14 protein-coding genes and 1 pseudogene are annotated in these 16,210 nt (G+C 61.1%); 8 read left to right on the forward strand and 7 right to left on the reverse strand.

The genetic code is table 11. The features are described 5' to 3' along the window. Window positions 1-73 precede the first annotated feature (73 nt). The 3 genes from prfB to E9677_RS13335 form a co-directional block, all read right to left on the reverse strand. Window positions 74-1,202, reverse strand: a protein-coding gene (gene prfB / locus E9677_RS13325) for a peptide chain release factor 2 (RefSeq protein WP_168801207.1) whose coding sequence is annotated in 2 segments (ribosomal slippage) — window positions 74-1,132 and window positions 1,134-1,202 — 1,128 coding nt in all. Because the reading frame shifts where the segments join, the coding sequence is not laid out codon by codon here. A 105-nt stretch (window positions 1,203-1,307) separates the two neighbouring features. Continuing rightward, window positions 1,308-3,761 (reverse strand): penicillin-binding protein 1A, encoded by a 2,454-nt coding sequence (locus E9677_RS13330; RefSeq protein WP_136558565.1) that lies wholly within the window; start codon window positions 3,759-3,761, stop codon window positions 1,308-1,310. 236 nt (window positions 3,762-3,997) lie between these two features. Continuing rightward, window positions 3,998-5,269 (reverse strand): N-acetylmuramoyl-L-alanine amidase, encoded by a 1,272-nt coding sequence (locus E9677_RS13335; RefSeq protein ID WP_408014731.1) that lies wholly within the window; start codon window positions 5,267-5,269, stop codon window positions 3,998-4,000. A gap of 689 nt (window positions 5,270-5,958) precedes the next feature. Between E9677_RS13335 and E9677_RS13340 the strand changes: the two genes are divergently transcribed. After that, the gene (locus E9677_RS13340) at window positions 5,959-8,898 is read left to right on the forward strand and encodes an Rne/Rng family ribonuclease (protein WP_136558566.1); all 2,940 of its coding nucleotides are present in this window, start codon (window positions 5,959-5,961) and stop codon (window positions 8,896-8,898) included. Between the two features lie 74 nt (window positions 8,899-8,972). Here the strand turns inward: E9677_RS13340 and E9677_RS25550 are convergent, their stop codons facing one another. The 3 genes from E9677_RS25550 to E9677_RS13350 form a co-directional block, all read right to left on the reverse strand. Next, on the reverse strand, window positions 8,973-9,134 hold the full coding sequence (locus E9677_RS25550) for a hypothetical protein (protein ID WP_235882948.1): 162 nt from the start codon (window positions 9,132-9,134) through the stop codon (window positions 8,973-8,975). Next, window positions 9,112-9,531, reverse strand: coding sequence for a GNAT family N-acetyltransferase (locus E9677_RS13345; protein ID WP_235882949.1), 420 nt, complete (start codon window positions 9,529-9,531; stop codon window positions 9,112-9,114). The genes E9677_RS25550 and E9677_RS13345 overlap by 23 nt, the downstream gene beginning before the upstream one ends. 115 nt (window positions 9,532-9,646) lie before the next feature. Continuing rightward, window positions 9,647-10,813 carry a pyridoxal phosphate-dependent aminotransferase gene (locus E9677_RS13350; protein WP_136558567.1) on the reverse strand — a complete coding sequence of 389 codons (1,167 nt, stop codon included), beginning with the start codon at window positions 10,811-10,813 and terminating at the stop codon, window positions 9,647-9,649. Window positions 10,814-11,007: 194 nt separating this feature from the next. Between E9677_RS13350 and E9677_RS13355 the strand changes: the two genes are divergently transcribed. The 7 genes from E9677_RS13355 (at window position 11,008) to E9677_RS25195 (ending at window position 16,049) form a co-directional block, all read left to right on the forward strand. Then, entirely contained in the window at window positions 11,008-11,769 is a 762-nt protein-coding gene (locus E9677_RS13355; protein ID WP_136558568.1) for a DsbA family protein, read from the forward strand. Window positions 11,770-11,909: 140 nt separating this feature from the next. Then, on the forward strand, window positions 11,910-12,350 hold the full coding sequence (aroQ, locus tag E9677_RS13360; RefSeq protein WP_136558569.1) for a type II 3-dehydroquinate dehydratase: 441 nt from the start codon (window positions 11,910-11,912) through the stop codon (window positions 12,348-12,350). A 22-nt stretch (window positions 12,351-12,372) separates the two neighbouring features. Further along, window positions 12,373-12,846: an acetyl-CoA carboxylase biotin carboxyl carrier protein gene (gene accB, locus E9677_RS13365; RefSeq protein WP_136558570.1), complete on the forward strand. Its 474-nt coding sequence runs from the start codon at window positions 12,373-12,375 to the stop codon at window positions 12,844-12,846. 4 nt (window positions 12,847-12,850) lie between these two features. Beyond that, window positions 12,851-14,203: an acetyl-CoA carboxylase biotin carboxylase subunit gene (accC, locus tag E9677_RS13370; RefSeq protein WP_136558571.1), complete on the forward strand. Its 1,353-nt coding sequence runs from the start codon at window positions 12,851-12,853 to the stop codon at window positions 14,201-14,203. A gap of 3 nt (window positions 14,204-14,206) precedes the next feature. Beyond that, the gene (gene aat, locus E9677_RS13375) at window positions 14,207-14,821 is read left to right on the forward strand and encodes a leucyl/phenylalanyl-tRNA--protein transferase (RefSeq protein ID WP_136558572.1); all 615 of its coding nucleotides are present in this window, start codon (window positions 14,207-14,209) and stop codon (window positions 14,819-14,821) included. 326 nt (window positions 14,822-15,147) lie between these two features. Next, the gene (locus tag E9677_RS13380; protein ID WP_136558573.1) at window positions 15,148-15,732 is read left to right on the forward strand and encodes a hypothetical protein; all 585 of its coding nucleotides are present in this window, start codon (window positions 15,148-15,150) and stop codon (window positions 15,730-15,732) included. 65 nt (window positions 15,733-15,797) lie between these two features. Next, a complete protein-coding gene (locus tag E9677_RS25195; protein WP_168801192.1) occupies window positions 15,798-16,049 on the forward strand; it encodes a hypothetical protein in 252 nt (83 codons plus the stop codon). A 31-nt stretch (window positions 16,050-16,080) separates the two neighbouring features. Here the strand turns inward: E9677_RS25195 and E9677_RS13385 are convergent. Continuing rightward, a pseudogene (locus E9677_RS13385) lies at window positions 16,081-16,206 on the reverse strand (VOC family protein); the annotation flags it as partial. Window positions 16,207-16,210: the final 4 nt, after the last annotated feature.

Consider the following 16,210-nt stretch of genomic DNA (forward strand, 5'->3'; position numbering starts at 1 on the left):
CGGCGATCCATCGGCATAAAAAAAGGCGGAGCGCCCGGCGCTCCGCCTTTTTCCTGTCTGATGGCAGATATAATCAATCGATGTCGGCGACTTCCGAAGCCTTGCCGCTGATGCGGTGGGCAAGGGCTGCTTCCATGAATTCGTTCAGCTCGCCGTTCAGGACGCTGTCCGGATCGGTGCTTTCGACGCCTGTGCGCAGGTCCTTGACCAGCTGGTAGGGCTGCAACACGTAGGAGCGGATCTGGTGGCCCCAGCCGATATCCGTCTTGGAGGCGGCTTCGGCATTGGCCAGTTCTTCGCGCTTCTTCAGCTCGACTTCGTAGAGCCGCGCACGCAGCATGTCCCAGGCCTTGGCCTTGTTCTTGTGCTGCGACCGCTCCTGCTGGCACGACACCGCGATGCCGGTCGGAATATGCGTGATACGCACGGCCGAGTCGGTGGTGTTGACGTGCTGGCCACCGGCGCCCGATGAGCGGAAGGTATCGATGCGGCAATCGCTCTCGTTGATGTCGATCTGGATCGAGTCGTCGACGACCGGATAGACCCAGATGGACGAGAAGGACGTGTGGCGGCGGGCGTTCGAATCATAGGGCGAGATGCGGACCAGGCGATGCACGCCCGATTCGGTCTTCATCCAGCCATAGGCATTGTGGCCCTTGATAAGGATCGTCGCGGACTTGATGCCGGCTTCTTCGCCGTCATGCACTTCCAGCACCTCGACCTTGAAGCCCGAGCGTTCGGCCCAACGGGTGTACATGCGAAGAAGCATGTTGGCCCAGTCCTGGCTTTCCGTGCCGCCGGCGCCGGAATGGACTTCGACATAGGTGTCGTTGCTGTCCGCCTCGCCCGAAAGCATGGCCTCCACCTGGCGGCGGGCGGCTTCGGTCTTCAGGGCTTTCAGCTGGTCCTCGGCGTCCTTGACGACCGATTCGTCGCCCTCTTCCTCACCCATCTCGATCAGCTCGATGTTGTCGTTCATCGCCTGTTCGAGACGCTTCACGCCAGCAATACTGTCATCCAGCTGCTGGCGCTCGCGCATCAGCTTCTGGGCTTCCTGGGCATCGTTCCAAAGGTTCGGATCCTCTGCCTTGTTGTTCAACCAGTCCAGTCGTCTTATCGCCTGGTCCCAGTCAAAGATGCCTCCTCAGCAGGCTTATGGCCTGCTTGATTTCGTCGACGACATTCTCGATTTCATTGCGCATGCGTTGCGTTCTCAACCTCTGAAACTGGTGAAAATCTGGCCCCTCGCATAGTTGCGCCCGGCCCTGATGTAAAGAGCCGGGTCGCGAGGAACGGTGCGGAGAGGGCTAGAAGAGGCCGCCGGAACCCGAGGTCACGGCCTGATTGGCCTGCGGCGAATCACGCAGGATCTCTTCCGGCGGCGCATAGCCGTCCATGCCGATGATCGACAGCGTGTCGGCCGGGCCGGTGCCGGGCTTGAAGGCCTCCATGATCGTGTCCGGCTCACCTTCATAGGCGAACATGCCGGTGGTCCGGTTCACCGCGATGAAGTTCATGCCCTGGGGCACGAAGAACTTGCCGGGCGGCGTGTTGGCCGTCGCCATCTGCATGAATTCGTTGAACACGGGGGCGGCCAGCGAGCCACCGGTCGAGCCACGTCCGAGCGGGGCCGGCTGGTCGAAGCCGATGAAAACACCAGCGACGAGGTCGGGCGTGTAACCGACGAACCAGGCATCCTTTTCATCATTCGATGTGCCGGTCTTGCCGGCGACCGGGCGATCGAGCTTGATCTTGCCGGCGGCCGTTCCGCGCGTGACGACGCCTTCCATCATCGAGGTGATCTGATAGGCGGTCATCGGATCGAGGACCTGCTCGCGGTTGTCGACGACGGTCGGCTCTTCCTGCCCGTTGAAGGTCTCGGCATTGCAGGCCTCGCAGATCCGGTCCTCGTGGCGGAAGATCGTCTTGCCGTGACGGTCCTGGATACGGTCGATCAGCGTCGGCTTGACCTGCTTACCGCCATTGGCGAACACGGCGTAGGCCGACACCATGCGCAACACCGTAGTCTCTCCAGAGCCGAGCGACATGGCGAGAACCGGATTCATCTTGTTATAGATCCCGAAGCGTTCGGCATATTCCGCCACCAGGTTCATGCCCATGTCGTTGGCGAGGCGCACGGTCATCAGGTTACGCGACTTCTCGATGCCGAGACGAAGCGTCTGAGGGCCGGCAGAGCCGCCGCCGTAGTTTTGCGGACGCCAGACCTGGCCACCGGAGACGAACTCGACAGGGGCATCGAGAATGACGGAAGCGGGCGTGTAACCGGTGTCGAGGGCGGCTGCGTAGACGAAGGGCTTGAAGGACGAGCCGGGCTGGCGCATCGCCTGGGTCGCGCGGTTGAATTCCGACTGGGCATAGGAGAAGCCGCCGGAAATGGCCAGAACGCGACCGGTATGCGGATCCATGGCGACAAGGCCGCCCTGAACCTTCGGAAGCTGCCGAAGACGATAGGCGCTCGTTCCCTCTTCCTTGGCTTCGACGTAGACCACGTCACCCGGGTTCAACACCCCGACGGGCGACTTGGTGGACTTGCGGTCGCCTGTTGCGGCGCGATAGGCCCATTCCATGTCGTCGGGTGCAATACGGCCGCGGTCACGGTCGGCGAACACCCTGCCGCCCGCCTCCTTGGCCGGCTGCAGGCCGATGTCGACGCCGTCTGCCGCCACGTCGAGCACGACGGCTACTTTCCACTCTGGCACGTCGGCGAGACCAGGGATTTCGGCCAGTGGAACGCCCCAGTCACCCTCCAGCGGGATCTGCTTGATCGGACCGCGGAACCCACGACGCTGGTCATAGGTGAGAAGTGCCGACTGCAACGCCTTGCGGGCCGCGATCTGCATCTGGGGATCGAGCGAGGTCCGGACAGAAAGGCCGCCTTCATAGAGCGACTTGTCTCCATATTTCTCGATGATCTGGCGGCGGACTTCCTCGGCAAAGTAATCAGAGGCAAAAAGCGACGAACCGGAGCGGCGCAGATTGACGCCGAGGGGCTGCTGCTTGGCATCCTCGGCTTCTTCGCGGGCGACAAAGCCGTTCTCGACCATGCGATCGATGACCCAGTTGCGGCGCTCGAGGGCCGCTTCGGTGCGGCGGAAAGGATGATAGTTGTTTGGCCCCTTGGGCAGTGCCGCGAGATAGGCGGTCTCGGCGATCGTGAGTTCCGTGACGGACTTGTCGAAATAGGTGAGTGCCGCGCCGGCGATGCCGTATGCATTCAGGCCGAAGAAAATCTCGTTCAGATAGAGCTCGAGGATCTTGTCCTTGGAATAGGCCTGCTCGATGCGGAAGGAGAGGATCGCTTCCTTGATCTTGCGGTCCATGGTCTGGTCGGAAGACAGGAGGAAGTTCTTGGCCACCTGCTGGGTGATCGTCGAGGCGCCGACCGGACGGCGGCCGGAACCGAGGTTCTGGACGTTGACCAGGATGGCGCGACCGAGGCCGTAGATATCGACGCCCGGGTGATTGTAGAAGTTCTTGTCTTCGGCCGAGAGGAAGGCTGCTTTGACACGGTCCGGGATTGCCTGGATCGGCAAGAAGAGGCGGCGCTCGCGGGCATATTCAGCCACCAGCGCACCGTTGCCGGCATGGATGCGCGTCGTGACCGGCGGCGCGTAGCTCGCCAGAACCTCGTAGTTGGGCAGGTCCTTGGTCACCCCCATCAGATAGACGGCGACGACGGCCGCGACGCCGAGCGCCAGCACGGACGCCAATCCGAAGAGATATCCAATCAGTCTGATCATGTTTCCGCTACCGGCTCTGCTTCAGGTTTCGCGCGCCGCGACGAGCTTCGCACACCCTGTGGCGTTTTGCACGTCGTGCCATGGATGGCAAGACGTGCCGATTTCCTGCACAAGCGCGGCGATTCGACAATGGTCCAGCTTGTGCGATTTCCCCGAGTAACGGGCACAATGTGAGGAAAATAGGGCCGTTAGCACGGTAAGCGCAGCTCGATCACAGCTTCCTGGGAAGATGTGACCTAACCGCCATTGGCGAGCTGCGGCTGGCGATAGTTCTTGATCGCCTCGACCAGCAGATCCGCCACCCTTTCCCGCCAGACGGGGTCGAGCAAGAGTTTCTCGTCATCCTTGTTGGAGAGGAAGCCGAGCTCAAGCAAGACCGAAGGCACGTCCGGCGCCTGGAGAACACGGAAGCCGGCATGTCGGTGAGGATTGTTGATCAGCGAGATCTGCCCCTGGAAGGAGCCGACCACGGACTGCGCCATGGCGATCGAGAAAGCCTGGGTCTCGCGCCGGGTCAGGTCGAGCAGGATGTCGCCGACCTCCGGCTCGGTTTCGGTCGGCAGTTCGACGCCACCGATCGTATCGGAAAAGTTCTCACGCTCGGCGAGCTGCGCCGCCATATGGTCGGACGCCTTGTCGGAAATCGTGTAGATGGTCGCGCCGCGAATGTCGGCCTGGCGCAGCGTGTCGGCATGAAGGGAGATCAGGAGATCGGCCCCCTTCTGCCGGGCGATAAGCACACGTTCGGAGAGCGACAGGAACTTGTCGGTGTCGCGCGTCATGACAGAACGAATGCCGGGCAGACCCTTGAGTTTCTCGTTGAGGATCTTGGCAAAGGCGAGCGTGATATCTTTTTCCGACGTCTTGGTGGATGCACCCGTCGCGCCGGCATCGATGCCACCATGGCCCGCATCGATCGCGATGACGAATTCGTCTATCGCGGCGGCGGCGACGGGCACCGTCGCGGTCGTGGCGGTATCGGATTGCGTGGGCGCCCATGCCTGGCCTGAAACGAGAGCTGCAAACTCCTGCTCGGGCACGAGTTCGGCATCCAGGACCAGGCGAAAGCCATTACCGTCCTCATTGGGCATGATATCCGCAGCTGCGAGCCGCGCGGGGCGGGCCGCGGTGAGGACAAGACGGGCCGAGGCCGCATCCATCGATCCGTAGCGTATGTCGCTGAACAGGCCGGTCGCCTTCAGGTCCGCCTCGGCAAAGGCGAAGGCCGTTGCCGGCAGATCGATGACGATGCGATCCGGATTGGCGATATAACGGGTCTCGATGGTCGGGGCGCGGTCAAAGTCGAGAACGATGCGTGTTCGCGCGTCGTCACCGGCGATGCGGGCAGCAAAGGCGACCAATCGGTCAGCCGGCATATCGGCGGTCACGGCATGGGCAACGTTCGGCACAAACGACAGCGGGGTCAGGGACAAGGGTCCCGCCAGCACGGCCAATGCCAGAACGATTCGGCCCCTAAGCGCGAGTTTTTGCCCCGCCGACAGCGCCAAAGCTCTTCTCAAATCCTGCCCCCGTCATGACTGCGACAAAACTGTGACACAAATCACAAGCCGCACATCGCGCCATTTTGTCAGATTGTCCGCCGCATGCCTCGCCGTGCTGGCCCGATGACAGTCGAAATTGCGGTTCAAAACCGCTTTTCCCATCGGAATCACGCAGAACGAGACAAGTCCTCTAATCGACTGCCATTATGGCATAAATCCGTTTGCTCTTGCTATTGTGACGTAGAATACATACAAGGCAAACGAGGGATAAAAGTGCAAACGGGATAGAATTTCCGCCCACGGCTGCCAACCTCAGACAATGGATTTGGCGCCTGTTCGACCGGACATTCATCTGCCGTCTCCGCATTTTTTTCCTGAAACTGGTTCAACACGCCGACACGGTCGGCACTTCATCGGTGGCTATCCACCAACAGCTCTTCACCGAGCATTCATCGGATCCCGAGGGGTCCATATCATTGTCGTTGACGTACGGTATTTGATGTCTTTGCAGCAGGTTGACATAACCAGGAACGGACCGGGATCGGAAAGAGCCCCGTTGTCCGTCCGTATGCTGCAAACCCGGTCCCCCGTGCGCTCACATCTATATCCGGCGCACAGTCCGCTAGGTTCCAGCCGCTTCAAAGTACAGCGCGCGGGTGGACCACCGACCGAGGGCGCCGAGGAGCACAGCTTAAATGGCAGACAAAATGCTTATCGACGCGTCTCACGAAGAAGAGACGCGCGTTGTCGTCGTTCGTGGTAACCGCATTGAAGAATTCGACTTCGAATCCCAACACAAGAAGCAGATCCGGGGCAATATCTATCTGGCGAAGGTAACGAGGGTCGAGCCCTCGCTGCAGGCCGCTTTCGTCGATTACGGCGGCAACCGCCACGGCTTCCTGGCCTTCGCCGAAATCCATCCCGACTACTACCAGATCCCGCTTGCCGACCGTCAGGCGCTGCTTCGTGCGGAAGCCGAAGAGCACCGCAAGGAAAACGACGTCGAGGGCGACGAGATCGTGAGCAATGATCCTGCCGAGCAGGATCAGCCCGACATCGGGATCAACACCACCTCCTCCGTCGCTTCTGCCATCGTCGATGACGTCGCGGCCGAACTCGCAGCCGAAGCCGATGCAGACGTGGCCGCGGCTGCGGCTGTCGAAGGCGACACCGAGGCTGCCGCCGAGCAGCCAGCCGCCAAGGCCAAGCCGAAGCGCGTTCGCAAGCCGCGCGCCAAGAAGGCCGTCGCCGAAGAGGCCCCTGCCGAGGACGGCGGCGAAGGTTCAGACGACGTCGAGGGTGGCACGATCGCTGCCATGGTCGACATGGACGAAATTTCCGAGGAAGCCGGTGGACGCCGCGGCGGCCGTCGTGACGATGATGACGGCGACGATGATGACGACGATCACATCGAGGAAAAGGAAGAGATCGAATCCGTTGGCGCAGAAGACGCCATGGAAGAGGTTCCGGATCGCGTTCAGCGCAAGCCGCGCAAGCAGTACCGCATTCAGGAAGTGATCAAGCGCCGGCAGATCCTGCTGGTGCAGGTCGCCAAGGAAGAACGCGGCAACAAGGGTGCAGCGCTTACCACCTATCTGTCGCTCGCTGGCCGTTACTCGGTCCTGATGCCGAACACGGCGCGTGGCGGCGGCATCTCCCGCAAGATCACCCAGCCGACAGACCGCAAGCGGCTGAAGGAAATAGCCCGTGGTCTCGAAGTGCCGCAGGGCATGGGCGTGATCCTGCGCACCGCCGGTGCCAATCGCACCAAGGTCGAAATCAAGCGCGACTTCGAATATCTGATGCGCCTGTGGGAGAACGTCCGCACGCTGACGCTCGCTTCGACTGCGCCGTGCCTGGTCTATGAAGAGGGATCGCTGATCAAGCGCTCGATCCGCGACCTCTACAACAAGGACATTTCCGAGATCATCGTCTCGGGCGAAGAAGGCTATCGTGAAGCGAAAGACTTCATGAAGATGCTGATGCCGAGCCATGCCAAGGTGGTTCAGCCCTATCGCGACCTGCATCCGATCTTTGCGCGCTCGGGCATCGAAGCCCAGCTCGACAAGATGCTGCAGCCGCAGGTGACGCTGAAGTCCGGCGGCTACATCATCCTCAACCAGACCGAAGCTCTCGTTTCGATCGACGTCAACTCCGGTCGTTCGACCCGCGAATACTCGATCGAGGACACGGCCCTCCAGACGAACCTGGAAGCGGCCGAGGAAGTGGCGCGCCAGCTGCGCCTGCGCGACCTTGCCGGCCTGATCGTCATCGACTTCATCGACATGGAAGAAAAGCGCAACAACCGCGCTGTCGAGAAGAAGCTGAAGGATTGCCTGAAAAACGACCGCGCCCGCATCCAGGTCGGGCGGATCTCGCATTTCGGCCTGCTCGAAATGTCGCGCCAGCGCATTCGCGCCTCGGTGCTGGAATCGACGACCCAGGTCTGCCCGCATTGCGCCGGCACGGGCCTCGTTCGCTCGCAGTCCTCCGTTGCCCTGCATGTCCTGCGCGGCATCGAGGAATTCCTGCTCAAAAGCACCACCCACGACATCGTCGTGCATTCGACGCCGGAAACGGCGCTCTACCTCCTCAACCAGAAGCGTGACACCATCGTCGATTACGAAGGCCGCTTCGGCGTCTCGATCGTCATCGATGGCGGCATGCCGGCCCAGCATGGCGGCGCACAGCACTTCACCATCGAACGCGGCGAAGCCGTCGAGAACCCGGTGAAGATCGAAAGCCTGATGTCGCTCCTGCCCGAGATCGAGGAGGAAGACGACTACATTCCGGAGCCGGAAGAGGAAGACGAGGAAGAGATCGTCGTCGTCGCTGCCAAGGCCGAGAGCGCCCCGCAGGCGGCACGCGCCGATGCCGATGACGGCAACCGCAAGCGCAAGCGTCGCCGTCGCCGTCGTGGCAAGAACGGCCAGAACGGTACTGGGCCGCAGGGTGAAATGCAGGCCGGCGACAACGGCGCCGATCTCGACGACGAGGATGGTGACGAGGGCGAGGACGATTCGGCTGAAGGTTCGGAAGAACTCCGCGCAACCGAGACCACCGGCGACGCCAATGGCGACGACGCCCAGAAGCGCAAGCGCCGCCGTCGGGGCAAGCGCGGTGGCCGTCGCAATCGTCCGGGCGAAGAAGGCTCGATGGAAGGCTCGGACGAGACCGGCGACGAAGGTGATGGCGATGAAGCCGACGACCAGTCGGACGATGCCGTAGCCGCCGAAGCTGTGGTAGCTCAGCCGGAACCCGTCGCAGTCGTGGTGGAGGCTCCGGAAGCGGACAAGCCCAAGCCGCGCCGGACGCGCAAGGCAAAGGCCGTCGCAGAGCCCGAGGTTGCCGCCGAAGTGGCGCCCGTTGCTGCCGCAACGGTCGAGACTGTTGCCGAAGTTGCGGTCGATGAGGCACCTGCTGCCGAACCGGTGGCCGCTACCCCTGCTCCGGTTCCAGCCCCCGCAGCTGCCCCTGCCTCAGTTGTCGAAGAAGCCAAGCCGGCCCGCGCCAATCGCGAGTCCAACGTGACCTCCTCGGAGCCGGTCGTGACCTCGGCCAAGGGCGCTGAAGAGAGCACCGACGGCAAGCCCAAGAAGGGCGGCTGGTGGCAGAAGCGCGGTGGCTTCTTCTGAGAACCACCAGGTTCTGATTGAATGCAGAAAGGGCCCTCGAAGGGGCCCTTTTTTTTGATTCTGCACTCCCTGGATCAGGAGAGATTGCCGACCCGCTTCATCACCGATGTCGGGCCGCCGGCGAAGGTGGTGTCGTAGGCGTGGTGATAGCCGCACTTCTCGGCAACGCGGTGCGAGATGCGGTGTTCGGGCGACAGGATGCAGACGGTTTGGTCATGGGGATTGTGCGCGTCCATCCAGGCATGGGCGGGCCAGCATGACCTCGGTCGCGAGGCCTCGTCCATGGGCGGATGATACGAGCGCCCAGCCGGCTTCGGGTGCCTGCCCGAGCGGTGGATCCATATCGCGACGGAAATCCGCGAAGCCTGCTTCTCCGAGATAGAGGCCGGTCTGCCGCTCCTCGATCACCCAATAGCCGAAGCCGAGGGCCGACCAGTGGCCGATATAGCGGAGAAGCCGGGACCATGTCTCGCTGCCTGTCGAGGGGCGGCCCAGGATGTGGCGGTAGATGGCCTCGTCCTGCCACATGGCAAGCATCGGCTCGAAATCTTCGAGGCGGTGCGCCCGCAGGCGCGTGCGTTCGGTCTCGATATCAGGAGCCGTGACGAGCGCGCTGATCCGCTTGATTGTCATGACCGGCTCCCCTTTCTTTTCAGGCCACCAACTTCAGAGACTGAATCAGCTGGCTCTCACTCTGATTCAGAAACTTGCGCGAAGTCGTTGATCGCGAATCCATTTCGCTCAATGCCTAAGCGCTTTTCGGGAGCCAATTTTCCAGCCGATCGGTCGCCTCGACCATTTCAGCCATGGTGCCGGCATAGGACAACCTGAGCGCCAGATGACCTTCCATCGGGTCGAAGTCGCGGCCGGGTGTGACTGCCACATCCGTTTCAGCGAGGATGCGCCTGGCAAATCCCATGCTGTCGTTGGTGAACCGCGTCGCATCGACATAGGCGTAGAAGGCGCCGTCCATCGGCGAGAGCAGCGGCAGGCCGATCTGCGGCAGGCGGGCCATCAGGAAGTCGCGGTTGGCCCGGCAGGCGGCCTTGTAGTGCTCCAATTCGTCGGTTGCGCTCAATGCCGCAAGCGCTGCGATCTGCGAGAGTTCCGGGGCGGAGATATAAAGGCTCTGGGCGACGCATTCGACGGGGCGGACAAGCTCTTGCGGCAGCACCATCCAGCCGATGCGCCAGCCGGTCATGCAGTAATATTTGGAGAAGGAATTGATGATGACGGCGTCATCGCCAATCTCCAATGCCGTTGCCTCTTCCGAGCCATAGGTCAGGCCGTGATAGATCTCGTCGGAGATCAGCGTAATCCCCTCACCCTGGCAATAATCGTAGACGGCCTTGAGCTGCGCCTTGCTCGTCACGGTGCCGGTCGGGTTAGCGGGACTGGCGAGCAGCACGCCCTTGAGACGGACACCGGCTTCCGCTTGGGCACGCTCCAGGCTTTCCGGTGTCAGCGTATAACCGGTTTCGGGGCCGACGGCGACTTCTATGACCTTCAGGCCAAGCGCTGAAAGGATGCTGCGATAGGCGGGATAGCCGGGCCTTGCGATCGCCACGGCATCGCCGACGTCGAAGAGGGACAGGAAGGCGAGGTTGAAACCGGCCGACGAGCCTGTGGTGACGACGATGCGGTTCCAGTCGACCGAGACATCGTGCCGGCGGCGGTATTCTTCGGCGAGCGCCTGCCGCAGGGCCGTCATGCCCAGCGCATCCGTATAACCGATGCGGCCGATTTCCAGCGCCTGGCGGGCAGCTTCGAGTGCTGCCTGGGGCGCCGGATGGCCGGGCTGGCCGACAGCCATGGAGATCACCGGGCGCCCTTCCTGCCGCCTGCGGGTGGCCTCCGCCAAGATGTCCATGGCGTGGAAGGGTTCGACGGCACTGCGCTTGGAAATGGAAATCAACGGAAGGCTCCTCGGTCACATGCCAGACATTTGCCGCAAAGAGCGTGGCATCACAATGGAGAGGCTGGACAAGGCGGTGCAAAAAAGCCATTCCGCATGAAAGCGTCAGGCTTTAGGCTCGGCGAGCACCGGCCCTCGGGGTGAAATGCCGACGGCCGAAGACACGACAGACGGCAGCCAAGACGAGGAACACCATGGCCCTGAACTTCAAGATGATCGCCAGCGCCGGTATCGCGCTTCTCCCCGCCCTGCTGCCACTTCCAGCTGCAGCCCTCGACGAGGCGCAGAAGAAGGAATTCGGCGACTTCATCCGCGAGTACCTGATCGAGAATCCGGAGATCATGCTCGAAGTGCAGGATGCCCTGCAGAAGAAGCAGGAAGAAATCCGCTCGCAGCGTTCGGCCGAGGCGCTCTCGACCAATCAGGATGCGATCTTCAAGTCCGCCTATGACCTCGCCATCGGCAATCCACAAGGTGACGTCACCGTGGTCGAGTTCTTCGACTACAATTGCGGCTATTGCCGCCGTGCCCATGCGGACATGGAAGCCGTGATCGAAGAGGACAAGAATGTCCGCTACGTCTTGAAGGAATTCCCGATCCTCGGGCCGGACAGTGAAGCGGCACACAAGGTCTCGGATGCCGTGCGCAAGCTTTCGCCCGACAATTACGGCGCTTTCTTCCGTGCCATGATGACCCAGGACGGCCGCGCCACGGAAGAGAGCGCGATCGCGATCGCCGGCGAGCTCGGCATCAAGGAAGACGCGATCCGCGCCAAGATGAGCGAGAGCCCGAACTCCGAACAGGTGCAGGAAGCCTATCAGCTGGCGACCAGCCTCGGGATCACCGGAACCCCATCATATGTGATCGGCAACGAGACCGTTCCGGGCGCCGTCGGGAAAGAGGCCATCGAGGCCAAGGTCGCCAATATTCGCGCCTGCGGCAAGGCGACCTGCTGAGACAGAAAGGTCCCGCCTCCCCCTCCGATCTTAACCCTTCCCCGGTTTTCCGGGGACGGTTTGGCGCGATCACGGCAAAGGGCTTTCCCTACAGGGCCTCTCGGTCTATAGGAGGCGGTTGAAAGTCGACGGAAGCGTAGATGAGCAAAACCATTTTCGTGCTGAACGGCCCCAATCTCAACATGCTGGGAAAGCGGGAACCCGGGATTTATGGCGGCAAGACGCTCGCCGACATCGAGGCCGACTGCAAGGTCGCCGGTGCCGAGCTCGGCCTGACCATCGACTTCCGCCAGTCCAATCACGAGGGCATCCTCGTCGACTGGCTGCATGAGGCCGCCGACAAGGCTTTGGGCGTCGCGTTCAATGCCGGCGCCTATACGCATACCTCGGTTGCGCTGCATGACGCGATCCGCGCAATCTCGCCGATCCCTGTCATCGAGGTGCATATTTCCAACGTGCACGCACGCGAGGAATTCCGCCACAAATCGATGATAGCGCCCGCCTGCAAAGGCGTCATCTGCGGTTTCGGACCTCAAAGCTACATCCTGGCGCTTCAGGCGCTGAAAACCATCACGCAATAACAAGAATACAGGACATTCACCCATGGCTGAAAAGAAATCGGGCATCGATCAGAAGCTGATCCGCGATCTCGCAAACATCCTCAACGACACCGATCTCACCGAGATCGAAGTGGAGCAGGACGACCTGCGCATCCGCGTCTCTCGCAACGGGACCCCGATGATGATGCCGCAACAGATGCAGGGCTATGCCTACCAGGCGCCGGCAGCACCCGCCGCTGCTCCGGCTGCCGCAGCGCCCGCCGCTCCTGCCGGCCGCGATCTCACCAATGCCGTGACCGCCCCCATGGTCGGCACCGTCTACCTGTCGCCGGCTCCAGGCTCGCGCGCCTTCGTCGAAGTCGGCCAGATGGTCAAGGAAGGCCAGACACTGCTGATCATCGAAGCGATGAAGACCATGAACCAGATCCCCTCGCCCAAGTCCGGCAAGGTCGTCGAGATCGTTATCGACGATGCGAGCCCGGTCGAATACGGCGAGCCTCTCGTGATCATCGAGTGATCCGATGAGCGGTATCTCGAAGATCCTCATCGCCAACAGAGGCGAAATCGCGCTGCGCGTACTGCGCGCCTGCAAGGAGCTCGGCATTGCGACCGTGGCGGTCCATTCGACCGCCGACGCAAACGCCATGCATGTGCGCCTTGCTGACGAAAGCGTTTGCATCGGCCCGCCGCCGTCACGCGACAGCTATCTCAACATTCACCAGATCGTCGCTGCCTGCGAAATCACCGGTGCTGACGCCGTGCATCCGGGCTACGGCTTCCTGTCAGAGAACGCCAAGTTCGCCGATATCCTCGACGCGCATGGCATCACCTTCATCGGACCGACGGCGGAGCATATCCGCCTGATGGGCGACAAGATCACGGCGAAGAAGACCGCGGTCGAACTCGGCATCCCGGTCGTTCCGGGCTCGGACGGCGAAGTTCTGCCGGAAAACGCACTGAAGATCGCCCGCGAGATCGGCTTCCCGGTTCTGATCAAGGCGACCGCCGGTGGCGGTGGCCGCGGCATGAAGGTGGCGAAGAACGAGGCCGAGCTGGAAGAAGCCGTGTCGACTGCCCGCTCCGAAGCGCTCGCCGCTTTCGGCAACGACGCCGTCTACATGGAAAAATATCTCGGCAAGCCGCGCCATATCGAAGTGCAGATCGTCGGTGACGGTGCCGGCAACGCCATCCATCTCGGTGAACGCGACTGCTCGCTGCAGCGCCGCCACCAGAAGGTCTGGGAAGAAGCCAACTCCCCTGCCCTCAATGTCGAGCAGCGGATGAAGATCGGCCAGATCTGCGCTGACGCGATGAAGAAGATGAAGTACCGGGGCGCCGGCACGATCGAATTCCTCTACGAAAACGGCGAGTTCTTTTTCATCGAGATGAACACCCGCCTGCAGGTCGAGCATCCGATTACCGAAGCCATCACCGGCATCGACCTCGTGCATGAGCAGATCCGCGTCGCGTCGGGCGCTGGCCTCTCCGTCACGCAGGACGAGATCGTCTTTTCCGGTCATGCCATCGAATGCCGCATCAATGCCGAGGATCCGCGCACCTTCGTGCCCTCGCCCGGCACGATCACGCATTTCCATGCACCGGGTGGCCTCGGCGTTCGCGTCGATTCCGGCGCCTATGCCGGCTACAAGATCCCGCCCTACTATGACAGCCTGATCGGCAAGCTGATCGTGCATGGACGCACCCGCGTCGAATGCATGATGCGTCTGCGCCGCGTGCTCGACGAATTCGTCGTCGACGGCATCAAGACGACGCTGCCGCTGTTCCAGGATCTCGTGTCCAACCAGGACATCGCCAATGGCGACTACGACATCCACTGGCTGGAAAAATATCTGGCCGAAACCTCGGCCAAGTAAACCATGGCTGGGCGACGCAGCAGGGACCGAAGCATTACGCCGGAACTCCTGCTGCGCGCCTATTCCATCGGGATGTTCCCGATGTCGGATGCCGCCGACGACCCGGAACTCTTCTGGGTCGAGCCGGAAATCCGGGGGATCATTCCCCTCGACGACTTCCACGTCTCTGCGAGCCTTGCCAAGGCCATCCGCAGACGCCCCTTCGACATCCGCTTCAACACCGCCTTCGACCAGGTGGTGGACAAATGCGCGGAAGCCGCCCCCGATCGGCCCAGCACCTGGATCAACCAGACCATCCGCGAACTCTACAGCGCCCTGCACCGCCTCGGCCACGCCCACAGCGTCGAGGCCTGGGAGGGCGAGGAGCTGGTCGGGGGTCTCTACGGCGTGTCGCTGGGCTCGGCGTTTTTCGGCGAGAGCATGTTTTCGCGGCGCACGAATGCGTCGAAGATCTGTCTCGTGTATCTGGTGGAGCGGCTGAAGAGCCAAGGGTTTACGCTGCTCGACACGCAGTTCACCACCGAGCATCTGAAGACGTTTGGGGCGGTGGATATTCCGAAAGAGGCGTATGGGCTGTTGCTGGATAAGGCGATGGAGGGGGACACGGTGAGGTTTTGAGAGATAGGCAGGCGTGTACGCGCAGTAACACTAGAGAAACGTGCGCCGCAGGAGTCGGCGCAGTTTGATCGCCCCTAAACCACCAGATTACTTATCTAGACCTTGTCATTCCCGCGCAAATGGGAAGCGATCCGTATCATGGCCGCTTGGCTGCAACCAGTTTTCGTCTGAACGCAACCGTAAGCTCCAGTTCGGTGACGATAGCAACCAGGACCATCCCCGTCTAGACTTATGCAAACCGAGTATTGCAGCCCGCGCAGCTGCAATCTAGATTTGTCCAAATATATTTGAAATGCGGCACCGCAGGGATTGGAACAACTGAACAGATGTCGAAGCTCTTGATAAATGCGAGCGCCGCAGAAATCAAATCGCGGCAGGATTCAGCGCCAACTCCACCATCAGTAAAGCAGCTATGTCTTGAACACACGCTATATGCTCCAATTCAATTGAAGCCTGTGCGTGATGCCACTTTTATTGGATCGCTTAAATTTGGCGCTCAACAGTTCGATGCTCATTGTATCTATTGCGAGAAAGCATCCACATTTAGAACATTGACGGACAGGGTACCTTCAGACGTAGGGCAGATGCAACATTTCGCAACTTTCAACGAACCATCGAAAGCCAAGCTAAATCGGTTGAAGTTGGAAGGTGGCCAGTTTGCGCTGCATTTGGGGTGCTCAAGACGCCCGGACCATCTCTATAGCTACTTCTTCAGCTATGACGAAACACAGGCACTTCTAACAAAAGTGGGGCAGACGCCATCGTTAGAAGATGTGGCTGGTGCGGACATCGAACGCTACCGCAAAGTCCTCGGGGACGAATTTACCGAAATGCGGAAGGCTACCGGCTTGTTTGCGCACGGAATTGGCATCGGCGCATTTGTTTATCTGCGGCGTATCTTCGAAAGTTAGTTGAAAGCGCCCGATCTTCAGCCGATCCCCTGGGCGAGCGTGAGGCTGAGTTCAAAGGCATGCGGATGGCTGAACGGATAAACGAACTCGCCGCCGTTCTTCCACCTGCTTTAATTCGGTACAAAGACGCTTACAGTATTCTTTCCAAGGGTCTTCACGAACTGACTGAAGCAGACTGTCGGCTTTACTTCCCCGTGGTACGCGCAGCCGTAATCATGATGCTTGAGGAGCGATATGAAGCCGCAGAAAAAGCAAAATTAACCGCAGAACTGGATCGAGCGGTTGCCGCCATCGCGGCCGAGAACAAAAGCGGCTGAAAGCCATGATCCGTGCGCGGTGACTCCCGCATCCCCTTCTCGCCGCCTCAATCTTCGGGACGTCAATCTTACGCATTTCCATCATCGCCAAGAACGCACGCTCGGCCTCCCCTCCGCCGGCCCTCAGTATGCTGAGTGTCACGCCCGACAACAAACGAACC

Origin of the sequence: Peteryoungia rhizophila (genome assembly GCF_004912145.1) — a bacterium.
GTDB lineage: Bacteria > Pseudomonadota > Alphaproteobacteria > Rhizobiales > Rhizobiaceae > Allorhizobium > Allorhizobium rhizophilum.

Coding starts and splice junctions, on each gene's coding strand:
- E9677_RS25195 (WP_168801192.1), top strand. CDS start 15,798: ATGGCTGAACGGATAAACGAACTCGCCGCCGTTCTTCCACCTGCTTTA.
- aroQ (WP_136558569.1), top strand. CDS start 11,910: ATGAGCAAAACCATTTTCGTGCTGAACGGCCCCAATCTCAACATGCTG.
- accC (WP_136558571.1), top strand. CDS start 12,851: ATGAGCGGTATCTCGAAGATCCTCATCGCCAACAGAGGCGAAATCGCG.
- accB (WP_136558570.1), top strand. CDS start 12,373: ATGGCTGAAAAGAAATCGGGCATCGATCAGAAGCTGATCCGCGATCTC.
- E9677_RS13355 (WP_136558568.1), top strand. CDS start 11,008: ATGGCCCTGAACTTCAAGATGATCGCCAGCGCCGGTATCGCGCTTCTC.
- E9677_RS13340 (WP_136558566.1), top strand. CDS start 5,959: ATGGCAGACAAAATGCTTATCGACGCGTCTCACGAAGAAGAGACGCGC.
- E9677_RS13330 (WP_136558565.1), bottom strand. CDS start 3,761: ATGATCAGACTGATTGGATATCTCTTCGGATTGGCGTCCGTGCTGGCG.
- E9677_RS25550 (WP_235882948.1), bottom strand. CDS start 9,134: ATGGACGCGCACAATCCCCATGACCAAACCGTCTGCATCCTGTCGCCC.
- E9677_RS13345 (WP_235882949.1), bottom strand. CDS start 9,531: ATGACAATCAAGCGGATCAGCGCGCTCGTCACGGCTCCTGATATCGAG.
- E9677_RS13380 (WP_136558573.1), top strand. CDS start 15,148: ATGTCGAAGCTCTTGATAAATGCGAGCGCCGCAGAAATCAAATCGCGG.
- aat (WP_136558572.1), top strand. CDS start 14,207: ATGGCTGGGCGACGCAGCAGGGACCGAAGCATTACGCCGGAACTCCTG.